General features: G+C 62.6%; 16 protein-coding genes. 8 read left to right on the forward strand and 8 right to left on the reverse strand.

The annotated features are described in order from the left end of the window. Positions 1-192: 192 nt before the first annotated feature. Positions 193-1,152: a CgnE/CgnB domain-containing protein gene (locus PMI20_RS11200; RefSeq protein ID WP_007930086.1), complete on the reverse strand. Its 960-nt coding sequence runs from the start codon at positions 1,150-1,152 to the stop codon at positions 193-195. A gap of 70 nt (positions 1,153-1,222) precedes the next feature. Next, positions 1,223-1,360 carry a hypothetical protein gene (locus tag PMI20_RS11205; protein ID WP_007930088.1) on the reverse strand — a complete coding sequence of 46 codons (138 nt, stop codon included), beginning with the start codon at positions 1,358-1,360 and terminating at the stop codon, positions 1,223-1,225. Between the two features lie 1,055 nt (positions 1,361-2,415). On the opposite strand from PMI20_RS11205, the gene PMI20_RS11210 reads away from it, so the two are divergent. Both PMI20_RS11210 and arfB read left to right on the forward strand, forming a co-directional pair. Next, a complete protein-coding gene (locus PMI20_RS11210) occupies positions 2,416-3,837 on the forward strand; it encodes an amino acid permease (protein ID WP_007930090.1) in 1,422 nt (473 codons plus the stop codon). Positions 3,838-3,941: 104 nt separating this feature from the next. Beyond that, complete coding sequence (gene arfB / locus PMI20_RS11215) at positions 3,942-4,355, forward strand: alternative ribosome rescue aminoacyl-tRNA hydrolase ArfB (RefSeq protein WP_007930091.1); 414 nt, start codon at positions 3,942-3,944, stop codon at positions 4,353-4,355. Here arfB and PMI20_RS11220 read toward each other — a convergent pair. The 6 genes from PMI20_RS11220 to phhA all read right to left on the reverse strand — a co-directional run bounded on the left by PMI20_RS11220 (position 4,352) and on the right by phhA (position 8,695). Beyond that, complete coding sequence (locus PMI20_RS11220) at positions 4,352-5,551, reverse strand: MFS transporter (protein WP_007930092.1); 1,200 nt, start codon at positions 5,549-5,551, stop codon at positions 4,352-4,354. The two genes, arfB and PMI20_RS11220, sit on opposite strands and share 4 nt — an antisense overlap. A 113-nt stretch (positions 5,552-5,664) precedes the next feature. Beyond that, entirely contained in the window at positions 5,665-5,847 is a 183-nt protein-coding gene (locus PMI20_RS11225) for a hypothetical protein (protein ID WP_007930093.1), read from the reverse strand. Between the two features lie 81 nt (positions 5,848-5,928). Then, entirely contained in the window at positions 5,929-6,060 is a 132-nt protein-coding gene (locus PMI20_RS11230; protein ID WP_007930094.1) for a hypothetical protein, read from the reverse strand. 224 nt (positions 6,061-6,284) lie between these two features. Continuing rightward, positions 6,285-7,478: an amino acid aminotransferase gene (locus tag PMI20_RS11235; RefSeq protein ID WP_007930095.1), complete on the reverse strand. Its 1,194-nt coding sequence runs from the start codon at positions 7,476-7,478 to the stop codon at positions 6,285-6,287. After that, on the reverse strand, positions 7,478-7,834 hold the full coding sequence (locus PMI20_RS11240; RefSeq protein WP_007930096.1) for a 4a-hydroxytetrahydrobiopterin dehydratase: 357 nt from the start codon (positions 7,832-7,834) through the stop codon (positions 7,478-7,480). Before PMI20_RS11240 ends, PMI20_RS11235 begins: the two co-directional genes overlap by 1 nt. A 69-nt stretch (positions 7,835-7,903) precedes the next feature. Then, complete coding sequence (gene phhA / locus PMI20_RS11245; protein ID WP_007930098.1) at positions 7,904-8,695, reverse strand: phenylalanine 4-monooxygenase; 792 nt, start codon at positions 8,693-8,695, stop codon at positions 7,904-7,906. Between the two features lie 305 nt (positions 8,696-9,000). Between phhA and PMI20_RS11250 the strand changes: the two genes are divergently transcribed. The 6 genes from PMI20_RS11250 to flgJ all read left to right on the forward strand — a co-directional run bounded on the left by PMI20_RS11250 (position 9,001) and on the right by flgJ (position 15,654). Further along, the gene (locus tag PMI20_RS11250) at positions 9,001-10,566 is read left to right on the forward strand and encodes a sigma-54-dependent phenylalanine hydroxylase transcriptional regulator PhhR (protein ID WP_007930099.1); all 1,566 of its coding nucleotides are present in this window, start codon (positions 9,001-9,003) and stop codon (positions 10,564-10,566) included. Between the two features lie 362 nt (positions 10,567-10,928). Next, the gene (locus tag PMI20_RS11255; protein ID WP_007922703.1) at positions 10,929-11,669 is read left to right on the forward strand and encodes a flagellar basal body rod protein FlgF; all 741 of its coding nucleotides are present in this window, start codon (positions 10,929-10,931) and stop codon (positions 11,667-11,669) included. 45 nt (positions 11,670-11,714) lie between these two features. Continuing rightward, the gene (gene flgG, locus PMI20_RS11260; RefSeq protein ID WP_007922702.1) at positions 11,715-12,500 is read left to right on the forward strand and encodes a flagellar basal-body rod protein FlgG; all 786 of its coding nucleotides are present in this window, start codon (positions 11,715-11,717) and stop codon (positions 12,498-12,500) included. 51 nt (positions 12,501-12,551) lie between these two features. Continuing rightward, entirely contained in the window at positions 12,552-13,247 is a 696-nt protein-coding gene (gene flgH / locus PMI20_RS11265; RefSeq protein WP_007922701.1) for a flagellar basal body L-ring protein FlgH, read from the forward strand. A gap of 27 nt (positions 13,248-13,274) precedes the next feature. Continuing rightward, positions 13,275-14,363, forward strand: a complete 1,089-nt coding sequence (locus PMI20_RS11270) for a flagellar basal body P-ring protein FlgI (protein WP_007922700.1) — start codon at positions 13,275-13,277, stop codon at positions 14,361-14,363. A 10-nt stretch (positions 14,364-14,373) separates the two neighbouring features. Then, positions 14,374-15,654, forward strand: a complete 1,281-nt coding sequence (gene flgJ, locus PMI20_RS11275) for a flagellar assembly peptidoglycan hydrolase FlgJ (RefSeq protein ID WP_007922699.1) — start codon at positions 14,374-14,376, stop codon at positions 15,652-15,654.

Here is a 15,654-nt window from a genome sequence, read left to right on the forward strand (position 1 = left end):
AAAAAACGCCAACCTCAGGGTTGGCGTTTTTTTTGCCTCTATGTAGCCGCTGGCGAAGCCTGCGATCGGGCTGGACGGCATTCCGACGTAGCGGCCGTAAAAGCCGTCAACAGAGGTCTGGCGGGCTATTCGCGTTCCGGCATCTTGCGACTGCTACGCAGCCGATCGCAGGCTGCGCCAGCGGCTACCAGCTCAGAACACGAACCTGCCATCGAACACCGGCTTGTCGTCCAGCGCCAGCACCCCGCTGGCAAAGATCAGGTCCAGGTGATGGCTGCCCTTGGCGCCACCGCCCAGCCCCAGGTGCAGGCCGCAATGGCGCTCCTCGAAACCCGAGTTGCGCGCGTAGAGGTCTTTCACTCCTTCGTTGGTGCCGATGCCCAGTTCCTCGATGCGCCGGTTGGATGGGTTGGCATCCAGGTATTTGTTGAAGTCCTCCGCCAGCCCCGGCACGTCGGTGGCGATGCGGCTGATGGTGGAGTTCTCGATCCACAGTTCCAGCGGCGATTGCAGCACGCCGTACTTGCGCGCGAAGGGGATGGTGCCGAGGAAGGTGCCGACGAATTTCACCCGGCCATTGATGGCCTCGCTGTGGCTGGCGATTTCTCCGGGCGCCAGGTCATAGTTGCCCACGCCGTTGATGTTGGTCCACTTCTTGATGCTGTCCAGCGGCGCTTCGAAGTACGAGCCGTGGTCGTCGCGAAAGCTCAGGGTGGTGGCCTCGGACATATGCTGGATCAGGGTCGCGTTGAGCTCGGCGATGCGTTGCGGCTCGACGCTGAAGGTGTCGTAGAAGTAGTCGCCGTAGTCCTTGAACAGCAGCGACTTCTTCCAGTTCTCGGCCATCACGCCCTGCAGCGCCTGGATGAACTCCGGGCCTTGCGGGCGGGGCGGCGAGAGGGTGGAGGAGTCGTAGAAGAAGATATACAGATCGCAGTCGGCGATGGCCTGGGCCAGCGCCGAGGTGGGTTCGAGGTCGAGGCGCAGGGCTGTGAAACTGAAGGGCTCACCGGCCTGCTCGATGATGGCGGCGCTGGTGGCGGCATATTCGGCGGTGTGGCCGATCAGGACCCTGGCGCTCTGGCGCTCGGCCAGGGCCGGGTGGTGTTCGAGGTAGTAAAGGAAATGCCGGATGGCAGCGGTGTTGTCCATGGATCCTCCCTGACAGACAGCGGATGGAGGCAGGGGCGACCGCCGGGCCGCTCCTGCCTGAAGGCCCTTTTTACAAAGGCCACATCGCCGTGCCGAACGGTACTACCGCGTCGGCCTGCATCATTTCCACCGCGGCCTCGTGGGTCGCTGCTTCAAACCAATCGTCCAGTTGCAGTTCAGTGTCCAAGTCTTTTTCCAGTGCTTGCATCGTGAATCTCCTAGATGACTTTTTCGGATAAAAGCAGTTTCGGATAAGCAGTCGGTGAGACGGCTCGGGCGTTCTACGGGGAGTGCTTGAAAGCCCCAACTGCTCAACGTGGCCGCTCGGCTTGCCGGGGGTGTGGTCCGGCAAGTGGCTGGAAACCTAGTCCAGGGTTTTTTGAAATGCAAAAAAATAATTGAATTATTTTTATTGAACTTTTTGTTCTGTTTTTGTGCTGGAAAATTATCAAGAAAAAACAAAAAGCTGAGCGAGCAGACAGATAAAAAAACGCTGGCCGTCAATTTGCAGTCGCCGATGTCGCTGATCTGAAGTGGAAAAAATACGTTCCGCCTTGTAAAGAAATGCTTACGAAAAACCCGATATCGATTCATCGAATCGACCCTTGCTCGGCGCTGTAAGAAAAACCTTCCGTTGTTGCCTCGATACAGCCCGCCGCCGGGCTCCAAGCTGCTTGTTCCGCGGCCTCAAGGCAGGTGTGATGCAGCCCATGCCTGTGTGCAGGTGCATAACAAGAAGGAGGCGCAATGAACGCCGTGGCTCACCTCAACCGATTCCCTCCGAAGGGCGATTGCTGTCGTACCTTCGTCGACGACCCCGACAGGTCTGTCCCGAACCTTGCCGCCGATGCCGAGCATCGAGCTGGCCCCGTGCGATTCCGGCACCCGACGCGCTGATAAGCCGCGTCTGGCGGCAGGGAGTCAGGGGTGTACAATGCGCGGCGTTTTAACTGTGACCCAACTGCGTATCCGCGCATTTTGCGCCCCAACGACTGGTTTCGACGCGTGACGAGCCCTGGCTCGAATGCTCGAGACACGCTCCCAAGGCCAATAATCTCAAGGCTATCCGCCTTGTTCACTCCGCCGCGTCACAAGCGTGGTGGGTTCGATTTCGTCACAGATAAAAACAAACAGGTGACGCATGACCGTTAAACAAACGCTGAACTCCTGGTGCCTGCGCTGGGGTTTGATCCGCGCTGCTTAAGCCTGCTGTCGGCTGCAACGTCTATCGAACATCATCAAACCTTGCGTGAGACCCTTTTCATGAGTGGACAAAACTCGCATTCAGGCGAGCTGAAGCGCGGCCTGAAAAATCGCCATATTCAACTGATCGCCCTGGGCGGCGCGATCGGTACCGGATTGTTCCTGGGCTCCGCCGGCGTGCTCAAGTCGGCCGGGCCGTCGATGATCCTCGGCTACGCCATCTGCGGCTTCATCGCTTTCATGATCATGCGCCAGCTCGGCGAGATGATCGTCGAAGAACCGGTGGCCGGTTCCTTCAGCCATTTCGCGCACAAGTACTGGGGCGGTTTCGCCGGTTTCCTGTCGGGCTGGAACTGCTGGATTCTGTACATCCTGGTGGGTATGTCGGAGCTGACCGCGGTCGGCAAGTACGTGCACTACTGGTGGCCGGACGTGCCGACCTGGGCCTCGGCCGCGGCGTTCTTCGTGCTGATCAACCTGATCAACCTGGCCAACGTCAAAGTCTTCGGTGAAGCCGAGTTCTGGTTCGCGATCATCAAGGTGGTGGCCATCGTCGGCATGATCGCACTGGGCAGCTACCTGCTGGTCAGCGGTCACGGCGGCCCGCAGGCTTCGGTGAGCAACCTGTGGGAGCACGGCGGGTTCTTCCCCAATGGCGTCAGCGGCCTGGTGATGGCCATGGCGATCATCATGTTCTCCTTCGGCGGCCTGGAGATGCTCGGGTTTACCGCGGCCGAGGCCGACAAGCCGAAGACCGTGATTCCCAAGGCCATCAACCAGGTGATCTACCGCATCCTGATTTTCTACATTGGTGCCCTGGTCGTGCTGTTGTCCCTGACCCCATGGAACAGCCTGCTGGAGACCCTGAATGCCTCCGGCGATGCCTACAGCGGCAGCCCGTTCGTCCAGGTGTTCTCGATGCTGGGCAGCGATACCGCGGCGCACATCCTCAACTTCGTGGTCCTGACCGCGGCCTTGTCGGTGTACAACAGCGGCACCTACTGCAACAGTCGCATGCTGCTGGGCATGGCCGAGCAGGGCGACGCGCCGAAAGTCCTGGCGAAGATCGACAAGCGCGGCGTGCCGGTGATGTCGATCCTGGCCTCGGCGGTGGTGACCTTCGTTGCCGTGGTGCTCAACTACCTGATCCCACAGCACGCCCTGGAGCTGCTGATGTCGCTGGTGGTCGCGACCCTGGTGATCAACTGGGCGATGATCAGCTACTCGCACTTCAAGTTCCGTCAGCACATGAACCGCACGAAACAATCGCCGCTGTTCAAGGCGCTGTGGTACCCCTACGGCAACTACGTCTGCCTGGCGTTCGTGGTGTTCATCCTCGGCATCATGCTGATGATCCCGGGCATCCAGATCTCGGTGTACGCGATTCCGGTCTGGGTCGCTTTCATGTGGGTCTGCTACGGCATCAAGAACAAGCGCAGCGCGCAGCACAGCCTGCAGGCGGCCAACGCTTCGCTGAAGTGAGGCTCGCGCGGTAACGGAAAACCCGGCTTTGGCCGGGTTTTTTGTGGGCGCTGCAAATCCGCAGACGCGGTATCCTGAACGCCCTGAAAGCGGATGCCTTTTCCATGCTGGTGATTTCCAACAACGTGCATCTGCCGGATGCCGAGATCGAGTTGACCGCCATTCGCGCGCAAGGCGCGGGTGGGCAGAACGTCAACAAGGTCTCCAGCGCGGTGCACCTGCGCTTCGACATTCCGGCCTCGTCGCTGCCGCCGTTCTACAAGGAGCGGTTGCTGGCGCTGCGCGACAGTCGCATTACCAGCGACGGGGTGATCGTCATCAAGGCCCAGCAATACCGGACCCAGGAACAGAACCGCGCCGATGCCCTGGAGCGTCTGGTGGAGCTGATCCTCGGTGCCATCAAGGTGGAGAAGAAGCGCCGGCCGACCAAGCCGACCCTGGGCTCGAAGACCCGGCGCCTGGAGTCCAAGAGCAAGCGCGGCAACATCAAGGCCGGCCGCGGCAAGGTCGACTACTAACGCTCGCCGCGCTCCTCGCGATACTTCGGCGCCTGGCGGTACAGGTAGAGGCTCAGCAGCAAACCGCTGCAGGCGGCGAGGGCGGCGAACAGGAAGATCGAGGCAAAACCGAAACCGGCGGCGATCGCCCCGGCCAGCGGTCCGGTGATTCCCAGCGACAGGTCGATGAACAGCGAATAGGCACCCACCGCCGCGCCACGGCTGGAGGCGGGAACCAGGTTGACCGCTTCCACCCCCAGCGCCGGGAATACCAGGGAGAAGCCGAAGCCGCTCAACGCCGCGCCGGCCAGCGCCCAATGGGCATCCGGCGTCAGCCACAACAGCAACAGGCCCAGGGTTTCCACCGACAGGCAGGCGATTGCCACGCGAAAGCCGCCGAGGCGGTTGATCAGGTTGCCGAACAGCAGGCGCGCGCCGATAAAGCTGGCGCCGAACAGGCTCAGGCACAGCACCGCGTTGGACCAGTTCTGGGTGGCGTAATACAGGGTGATAAAGGTGGCGATGGTGCCAAAGCCGATCGAGCCCAGGGCCAGGCCGCAGCCGTGGGGGAATACCCGGCCCAGGACATGGATAAATGGCAGGCGCTCGCCGGCGACGATCGGCGCCGCCAGTTTCGGCCAGGCCAGCGCCAGGCCGAGGAGCGCCAGGAGGATGATGCTCACGCCCATGCTCCACAGCCCCAGGCGATCCACCAGCAACACCCCCAGCGGCGCGCCGACGGCCAGCGCGCCATAGCTGGCGATGCCGTTCCAGGAAATCACCTTGGCGGTGTTCTGCGCGCCGACGCGGCCGATGCCCCAGCCGATGGAGCCCGAGCCCACCAGGCTCTCGGCGCTGCCCAGCACCAGGCGCCCGACCAGCAGGCTGGCCAGGCTCAGCACCGGCAAGCTGTGCAGCCATGCCGACAACAGCATGAACACCCCGCTCAGGCCGCAGCCGGCCAGGCCGTACATCACCGCGCGCTTGCTGCCCAGGTTGTCGATGATCTTCCCGGCATAGGGGCGGCTGAGCAGGGTGGCCAGGTATTGCACGCTGATCACCAGCCCGGCGATCACCGCGCCAAAGCCCAGTTCGCTGTGCACGTAGCCCGGCAGCACGGCCAGGGGGATGCCGATGTTCAGGTAGCCGATAAAGGTGAAAAGGACGATGGAGACGACTTGCAGCGTGACCGCCAAGGGGCGCTGGGTATCTGGCATGGGAAAGGTCCACGGACGCGGCAGAGATAGATAGGCTGCTTATGATACCGAGGGTTGAAACGATTCAGGTGGAGAAATCGATGCCCATCCGCACTTTTTTGCGCGCGGCAGGCTCAGGCTTTTACAGGGGCCAGCAATTGCGTGGTGACCAGGGCGGCCAGGGCGTTTTCCTGGGTACCGAAGCGCGCCAGCAGGGCGGCCTGTTTTTCCGGCGTCAGGCGGTTCCAGATCTCGATCATCTTTTCGGCGGTGCCGATCAAAACGCTGGCTTGGGTTTCGCTGAAGGCGTCGGTCATGGAGGCGGTTCTCGAAAGCGGATTTCAGGCGGTGTGGAAAGCGCATCAAAGAGCGCTTTCCACACTGTCTGGGTGTTGCGGTCAGTCTTCGCTGTCGGCCTTGTGACCGGGAGCGGCTTCTTTCGGCTCGGGCTGTTGGGCACCGGCTTGTTGCGGGGTTGTCTGCTCAGTTTCGTGCAGGCTTGGGAAGGGGAGATTAGGAATCTCGTGCATGTTCGTTGCTCCTCGCAAGGTCTGTTTTTTAAATCGCTGGGTAGATCCGCGCTTTTAAAAAGCCTGGGCAGGATACAGCACTGGAAATGACAAAAAGATTTTTATCACGGCTTTTAGGATGAAAGGAGTTTCATCGGATGGGGGATCGTTGAAGAGCATCGCGAGCAAGCTTGCTCCTACAGGCAGGTGCTTTTGTAGGAGCGAGCTTGCTCGCGATCAGGGTGTCACTTGCAGACTTCGGCGATGGCTTCGGCCAGCAGGTCCAGGCGGGTGGCGTCGATGCCGGCGACGTTGGCCCGGCCGGAGCTGACCATGTACACGCTGTGCTGATCGCGCAGTTTGCCGACCTGCTCCGGCGTCAGGCCGGTGTAGGAGAACATCCCGCGTTGCACGCCGATATGGGCGAAGCGCTCGGCCAGGCCGAAGGGTTGCAGCGCCTCCACCAGGCCTGAACGCAACTGGGCGATGCGCAGGCGCATGGCTTCCACTTCGTCGGCCCAGAGGCTTTTCAGCTCCGGGTCGCCGAGGATGGTGGCGACCACCGCGGCGCCGTGATCCGGCGGGGTGGACCACAGGTTGCGAGCGATGTGGGCCAGCTGGCTGCGTACGTCCAGCAGCTTTTCCGCGTCCCGGGTGCAGACGATCAGCGCGCCGGTGCGGTCGCGGTACAGGCCGAAGTTCTTCGAGCAGGAACTGGTGATCAGCAGCTCGGGCAGTTCGGCCGCGAACAGCCGTACCGCCCAGGCATCCTGCTCCAGGCCGTCGCCGAAGCCCTGGTAGGCGAAGTCGATCAGCGGCAGCAGGTTGCGGCTGCGCACCACGTCCAGCACCCGATGCCAGTCGTCGTGGCTCAGGTCGAAACCGGTGGGGTTGTGGCAGCAAGCGTGCAGCAGTACCACGTCGCCCTTGGGCACCTGGTTCAGGGTCGCCAGCATGGCCTCGACGTCGAGGCGGTTGTCGCTGCCGACGTAAGGGTAGTGGCTGACCTGGATGCCGGCGGCGGCAAAGATGGTTTCGTGGATCGGCCAGGTCGGATTGCTCAACCACACGCCACGGCCCGCCAGGCAGTGGGCGATGAAGTCGGCGCTCAGGCGCAGCGCGCCGGTGCCGCCCGGGGTCTGGGTGGCGCCGGCGCGGCGTTCGGCGATCAGTTGCGAATCGGCGCCCAGCACCAGTTCATTGATCACCTTGCCAAAGGCCGCGTCGCCGTGGCCGCCGATGTAGATCTTGGTGGTCTGCCGGTCGACCAGGCGCTGCTCGGCCAGCTTGACCGACCGAGGGATCGGCGTCAGGCCCTGGGAATCCTTGTAGACACCGACGCCGAGGTCGAACTTGCGTGGGTTGCTGTCCGACGCATAGGCCTCCATCAGGCCAAGAATCGGGTCGCCGGGTACTCGGCCTATGGCGTCGAAATGCATTACTTGCGTCCTTCTGCGGTCTTGGCCACTTCGTCGGTGCGAGCGGCCATGATGAAGTCGTTGCGGTGCAGGCCCTTGATGGAGTGGCTCCACCAGGTCACGGTGACCTTGCCCCATTCGGTGAGCAGGCCAGGATGATGACCTTCTGCCTCGGAAATTTCACCCATTGCGTTGGTAAAGGCCAGGGCGAACTTGAAGTTTTTGAACAGGAAGACTTTTTCCAGTTGCATGACGCCATCACGCACTTCGATGTTCCAGTCGGGGATCTGCTTGATCAGTACCGGCAGCTCTTCGTCGCTGACTTGTGGGGCATCGGCGCGGCAGGCTTCGCAATGGGCTTGGTTGAGAGCGGTCATGGTGGGTTCCTGAAATCGGTTCTTGTTGGAAATTACGGGTTTTATGAGCGCCGCGCGAGGGCAGGGCGCTCAGGCCGCCTTGGGTTTGGGCGGAAACTTGGGGGCGTGCAGGCCCATCTGCATGCCCTGGTGCACCAGGGCCATGATGTCTTCATGGGCCAGGTCGAACAGGCGCTTGAGGTTGGGCAGCACAAAGTAGATGGGTTGCAGGATGTCGATGCGGTACGGGGTGCGCATCGCTTCCAGCGGGTCGAAGGCCTGGTGCTCGGGCACGTCCGACAGGCAGTAGACGGTTTCCTTCGGCGAGGAGAGGATGCCGCCGCCGTAGATGCGCTGGCCTTGCGGGGTGTCCAGCAGGCCGAATTCGATGGTCATCCAGTACAGGCGCGCCAGGTACACCCGTTCTTCCTTGGTGGCCTGCAGGCCGAGCTTGCCGTAGGTGTGGGTGAATTCGGCGAACCAGGGGTTGGTCAGCAGTGGGCAGTGGCCAAAGATCTCGTGGAAGATGTCCGGCTCTTGCAGGTAGTCCAGTTCTTCGCGGGTACGAATAAAGGTCGCGACCGGAAACTGTTTGCTGGCGAGCAATTCGAAGAAGGTCTGGAAGGGAATCAGCGCCGGCACCCGGGCGACCTGCCAGCCGGTGGTTGCGCCCAGCACCTTGTTGATTTCGCCCAGCTGCGGGATGCGGTCGTGGGGCAGGCCGAGTTTCTCGATGCCGTCCAGGTATTCCTGGCACGCGCGACCCTCGATCACTTTCAACTGACGGGTGATCAGGGTGTTCCACACCGCGTGTTCTTCATCGGGGTAGTGGATAAAACCTTGCGCGTCGGGCTCGCGGGCCACGTACTGCGTCTGCTTCATGCTGCTCTCCTGTCAGGGGCTGCTTCTTGTTATCAGTTGACGCTAGAGATAACCCAAGGTTGCAGCCCATGCAGCAGGTTGACGTGAACGTAATGGGCGGATCAGGGCTGATTTCGTAAAGTTTTCGTTACGAAAGCGTCGCGGGTCCGCTATTACTGAGAATAGTCGATTTGAAAAGGCCGACGACTGTCACATAATCTTGACGATTATCTGCGTCACACCGCAGAAAGTTCCTGTCGGACGGTGCCAAAAACGCCGCTTTCTGGCATTCATGCCCTCCATTACCTGTCTCGGGCCTTCCTTCTATGCGTATCAAAGTCCACTGCCAGAATCGCATCGGCATCCTGCGCGACATTCTCAACCTGCTGGTGGAGTACGGCATCAACGTGGCCCGGGGCGAGGTGGGCGGCGAGCATGGCAATGCCATCTACCTGCATTGTCCGAACCTGATCAATCTACAGTTCCAGGCATTGCGGCCGAAGTTCGAGTCGATCGCCGGGGTGTTCGGGGTCAAGCGGGTCGGGCTGATGCCCAGCGAGCGGCGGCACATGGAGCTCAATGCCTTGCTTGGGGCCCTGGAGTTTCCGGTGTTGTCCATCGACATGGGCGGTTCCATCGTCGCCGCCAACCGCGCGGCGGCGCAGCTGTTGGGCGTGCGGGTGGACGAGGTGCCGGGGATTCCGCTGTCGCGCTATGCCGAGGATTTCGACCTGCCGGAACTGGTGCGGGCCAACAAGTCGCGGATCAACGGCCTGCGGGTCAAGGTCAAGGGTGACGTGTTTCTGGCGGACATCGCGCCGCTGCAATCGGAGCACGACGACAGCGAGGCCATGGCCGGCGCGGTGCTGACACTGCACCGCGCGGACCGGGTCGGCGAGCGCATCTATAACGTGCGCAAGCAGGAGCTGCGTGGCTTCGACAGCATCTTCCAGAGCTCGAAAGTCATGGCCGCGGTGGTCCGTGAAGCGCGGCGTATGGCACCGCTGGACGCGCCGCTGCTGATCGAGGGTGAGACTGGCACCGGCAAGGAACTGCTGGCGCGCGCCTGCCACCTGGCCAGCCCGCGCGGGCAATCGCCGCTGATGGCGCTCAACTGCGCTGGCCTGCCGGAATCCATGGCCGAGACCGAGCTGTTCGGCTACGGGCCGGGGGCCTTCGAAGGTGCGCGGGCCGAAGGCAAGCTCGGGCTGCTGGAACTGACCGCCGGCGGCACGCTGTTTCTCGATGGGGTGGGCGAGATGAGCCCGCGCTTGCAGGTCAAGCTCCTGCGTTTTCTGCAGGACGGCTGCTTCCGTCGGGTCGGTAGCGACGAAGAGGTGTACCTGGACGTGCGGGTGATCTGTGCGACCCAGGTCGATTTGTCCGAGCTGTGCGCCCGCGGCGAGTTCCGCCAGGACCTGTATCACCGCCTCAACGTCTTGTCATTGCACATCCCGCCGCTGCGCGAGTGCCTCGACGGCCTGACACCGCTGGTGGAGCACTTCCTCGACCAGGCCAGCCGGCAGATCGGCTGCGCCTTGCCCAGGCTGGCGCCGGCGGCCATGGAGCGCCTCAGTCATTACCACTGGCCGGGCAACGTGCGGCAGCTGGAAAACGTGCTGTTCCAGGCGGTGTCCCTGTGCGACGGCGGTACGGTGAAGGCCGAGCACATCCGCCTGCCGGACTATGGCGTGCGCCAACCCCTTGGTGACTTCTCCCTGGAAGGCGGGCTCGACGACATCGTCGGGCGCTTCGAAAAGGCGGTGCTCGAACGCCTGTATTCCGAGCACCCCAGCAGCCGCCAGCTGGGCAAGCGCCTGGGCGTGTCGCACACCACCATCGCCAACAAACTGCGCGAATACGAAGTCGGCAAGAACACCGACGAAAACTGAATCCTGTAGCCGCTGCCGCAGGCTGCGATTGGCTGCGCAGCAGGCGCCAGGCCTTAAGTCTGCGATCGGGTCGAGGTCATGCGTTGCCCCTTGCGAGTCCTGCGGCCTCGATCGCAGCCTGCGGCAGCGGCTACAGGAGCAGCGGCGAGGCAGGGGAGTGCCCTGGAGGCCGAGGCTTGCCGTAAGCGGCATGTCTGCGCCGGTTTTTCGTCTTTGACACAATCCGCCGATTCCCTTCGAACGCCCTCAAGTTCCCGGATTTCCTGCCTTCGGCCGTCCGAAAAACAAGTTGGTGCGCTTATTGCTTATGGCTCAGCAGTACAGCGGTGGACGGCAAACGTCCGACATGCAGAGGAAAGACTATGGACAAGTACCTTTATGTGGCCATGACCGGTGCCAGCCAGAATGCGCTGGCGCAAAAGGCGCATGCCAACAACCTGGCGAACATCTCCACCAACGGTTTCCAGCGCGACCTGGAGCAGGCGCGTTCGATGCCGGTGTTTGGTGACAGCTTTCCGGCGCGGGCCTTTGCCATGTCCGAACGGCCGGCTACCGATTTCACCCCGGGCTCGCTGGTGGAAACCGGTCGCGACCTCGACGTGGCGGTCAGCGGCAATGGCTGGATCGCCGTGCAGACCCCGGAGGGCGGTGAAAGCTACGTGCGCACCGGCAGCCTGAACATCGACGCCCTGGGCGTGTTGCGCGCCGGCAACGGCATGCCGGTGATCGGCAACGGCGGCCCGATCGCCGTGCCGCCGGAGCAGCAGGTGGAAGTCGGCCAGGACGGCACCATCAGCATCCGCGCCATGGGCGAAGGCCCACGGGTGATGGCCGAGGTCGACCGCATCAAGCTGGTCAACCCGGACCTGAAGAACATGACCAAGGGTCTGGACGGTTCGATCCATACCAAGGACGGCCAGCCGGCAGCGGCTGACGCCAATGTGCAACTGGTCTCGGGATTCCTCGAGTCGAGCAACGTCAATGCGGTCGAGGAAATGACCTCGGTGCTGGCGCTCTCCAAGCAGTTCGAGCTGCACATCAAGATGATGAACACCGCCAAAGAAGACGACCAGGCCATGGCTCGGGTCTTGCAGATCAGCTAATTACCAGTACGTCGCGCCGTAAAACAGGCGCACGAGGAGAATCGAATGCTTCCGGCTCTGTGGGTTGCCAAAACAGGTCTGTCCGCCCAGGACACTAACCTGACCACCATTTCCAACAACCTGGCGAACGTTTCGACCACGGGTTTCAAACGTGATCGCGCCGAGTTCCAGGACCTGCTGTATCAGATCAAGCGTCAGCCTGGCGCCCAGTCGACCCAGGACAGCGAGCTGCCGTCGGGCCTGCAACTGGGTACCGGTGTGCGCATCGTCGGCACCCAGAAGAACTTCACCGCCGGCAGCCTGCAGACCACCGAGCAGCCGCTGGACATGGCCATCAACGGCCGCGGTTTCTTCCAGGTCCTGCAACCGGACGGCACCACTTCCTATACCCGTGACGGCACCTTCCACCTCAACCGCAACGGCCAGATCGTCACCGCCAGCGGTTTCGCCTTGGAACCGACGATCGTCGTGCCGGACGACGCCCAGACCTTCACCGTGGGCCAGGACGGCACCGTCTCGATCACCACAGCCGGCAACCCGGCCTCGCAAGTGATCGGCAACCTGCAGACCGCTGACTTCATCAACCCGGCCGGCCTGCAAGCGACGGGCAACAACCTGTTCCTGGAAACCGCCGCCAGCGGCGCGCCGCAAGTCGGTACCCCGGGCCTCAACGGTTTCGGCACCACCCTGCAGAACACCCTGGAAACCTCCAACGTCAGCACCGTTGAGGAGATGGTCAACATGATCACCACCCAGCGCGCCTACGAGATGAACTCCAAGGTGATCTCCACCGCCGACCAGATGCTCTCGTTCGTCACGCAGAATCTGTAATCAAGTCCTGGGGCGGCCCAGCGGCCGCCTGCAACACCATGAGGTAGGGTCATGAATCGCTTTGTATCTGTTCTCGCACTGAGTGGGTTCGTCGTGCTCGGAGGCTGCGTGGCCCCGACGCCGAAGCCCAATGACCCGTATTACGCTCCGGTGTTGCCACGTACTCCGTTGCCGGCTGCGGCCAACAACGGCTCGATCTACCAGGCCGGCTTCGAGCAGAACCTCTACAGCGACCGCAAGGCGTTCCGCGTGGGCGACATCATCACCATCACCCTCAACGAGCGGACCCAGGCGAGCAAGAATGCCAACTCGCAGGTCGACAAAAACAGCAAGACCGGCATCGGCCTGACCTCGTTTTTCGGTGGCGGCCTGAGCACCAATAACCCGGTGGGCGGCGGCGACCTGAGCCTGGACGTCGGTTACAGCGGCGACCGGGCCACCAAGGGCGACAGCAAGTCCGGCCAGAGCAACAGCCTGACCGGTTCGATCACCGTGACGGTGGCCGACGTGCTGCCCAACGGCATCATCGCCGTGCGCGGCGAGAAGTGGCTGACCCTCAACACCGGCGACGAGCTGGTGCGCATTGCCGGCCTGGTGCGCGCCGACGATATCGCCACCGACAACACGGTTTCCTCGACCCGCGTCGCCGACGCCCGCATCACCTATTCGGGCACCGGTGCCTTTGCCGATGCGAGCCAGCCGGGCTGGTTCGACCGTTTCTTCCTCAGCCCGCTGTTCCCTTTCTAGGTGGCTACGTTGAATTTCAAACGCCTCATGCTGGCCGCGCTGTTGCTCTCGGCGGCCTGCAACGTTCAAGCCGAACGGCTGAAGGACATCGCCAGTATTTCCGGCGTGCGTTCCAACCAGTTGATCGGCTACGGCCTGGTGGTCGGGCTTAACGGCACCGGCGACCAGACGACCCAGACACCCTTCACCCTGCAGACCTTCAACAACATGCTGTCGCAGTTCGGCATCAAGGTGCCGCCGGGCTCCGGCAATGTGCAGTTGAAGAACGTCGCGGCGGTATCGGTGAGCGCCGATCTGCCAGCGTTCGCCAAGCCGGGGCAGCAGGTGGATATCACCGTGTCCTCCATCGGCAACTCCAAGAGCCTGCGCGGTGGCACCTTGCTGCTGACGCCACTCAAGGGGATCGACGGCAACGTCTACGCCATCGCCCAGGGCAACCTGGTGGTGGGCGGTTTCGACGCCGAGGGGCGTGACGGTTCGAAGATCACGGTCAACGTTCCGTCGGCCGGTCGCATCCCTGGCGGTGCCTCGGTGGAGCGCGCGGTACCGAGCGGTTTCAACCAGGGCAACAGCCTGACCCTGAACCTCAACCGTTCCGACTTCACCACCGCCAAGCGCATCGTCGACAAGATCAACGACATGCTCGGCCCGGGCGTGGCCCAGGCCATCGACGGCGGTTCGATTCGCGTTACCGCGCCGCTCGATCCGAGCCAGCGCGTCGACTATCTGTCGATCCTCGAGAACCTGGAAGTCGATCCGGGGCAGGCGGTGGCCAAGGTCATCATCAACTCGCGCACCGGCACTATCGTCATCGGCCAGAACGTCAAGGTGTCGCCAGCCGCCGTGACTCACGGCAGCCTTACCGTGACCATCACCGAAGACCCGATCGTCAGCCAGCCTGGCCCGCTGTCCAATGGCCAGACCGCGGTCGTGCCACGCTCGCGGGTCAACGCCGAACAGGAAGCCAAGCCGATGTTCAAGTTCGGCCCGGGCACCACCCTCGACGAAATCGTGCGTGCGGTGAACCAGGTCGGCGCGGCACCGGGCGACCTGATGGCGATCCTCGAAGCCTTGAAACAGGCCGGCGCGCTGCAAGCCGACCTGATCGTGATTTGAGGTAGGGGCCATGGATATTCGCAAGAGCGGTCTGGTCAGCAGCGGCGATTCGGGTTCCTACTCGGACCTCAACCGGCTTAACCAGCTCAAGGTCGGCGACAAGAACAGCGACGCCAACATGCGCAAGGTGGCGCAGGAGTTCGAGTCGCTGTTCCTCAACGAAATGCTCAAGTCCATGCGTTCGGCCACCGAAGCGCTGGGCAAGGACAACCCGCTCAACACCCCGGCGGCCAAGCAATACCAGGAAATGTACGACCAGCAACTGGCAGTTTCCATGTCCCGCGAGGGCGGTGGCATCGGCCTGGCCGATGTGCTGATGCGCCAGATGTCGAAGAGCAAGTCTACTAATCCTGCCGCGGCGGCGACCCTGCCCGGCGCCCAGGCTGAAAAGGTCGCGCTGACTGAAAAGGTCGCGACGCCAACCGCCATCGCTGCCGGCACCACCGCTTTGGGCGGGCCGTTGTCGCGGGTCAATGGTCAGCGCCCGTTGTGGGCGTCTCGTGCACTGGAACCGCAGCGCGCCGCCGACAGCGGTCCCCATAACGATATGGCGCTGCTCAACCAGCGGCGTATTTCCCTGCCGAGCAAGCTGACCGATCGCCTGCTGGCGGGCATCGTGCCGTCGGCCGACAGTGCCGCCGCCAACCGGACGGCCTTGCCGGAACGCACCACGGCTGCTACCGACGCGCTGGTCAAGAACAGCTCGCGCAGCTTTGCTGCGGTGCCCCACGGACGTATGCAGATCTACGGTCGCGCCGTGGCCCAGCCACCGTTGGCGCCGGCGAAGAAAGCCTTCAGCTCGGCGGACGAATTCGTCGCCACCATGCTGCCGATGGCGCAGCAGGCCGCCGACCGCATCGGTGTCGATCCGCGCTACCTGGTCGCCCAGGCCGCGCTGGAAACCGGTTGGGGCAAATCGGTGATGCGCCAGCAGGACGGCAGCAGCAGCCACAACCTGTTCGGCATCAAGGCCGGCAGCAGTTGGAAGGGCGACCAGGCGCGGGCGATCACCAGCGAATTCAGAAATGGCCAGATGGTCAAGGAGACGGCCGAGTTCCGTTCCTATGCCTCGTATCAGGACAGCTTCCACGACTTGGTGACCTTGTTGCAGAGCAATAATCGCTATCAAGAAGTGCTGAAGTCGGCCGATAACCCCGAACAGTTTGTACGCGAGTTGCAAAAGGCCGGGTATGCAACCGACCCGGACTACGCAAGCAAGATTTCGCAGATTGCCAAGCAGATGAAGAGCTACGAGAACTACGCTGCGGCGGGCGTTTCCACGAATTTATAA

The organism is Pseudomonas sp. GM17 (assembly GCF_000282175.2).
GTDB classification, from domain to species: Bacteria; Pseudomonadota; Gammaproteobacteria; order Pseudomonadales; family Pseudomonadaceae; genus Aquipseudomonas; species Aquipseudomonas chlororaphis.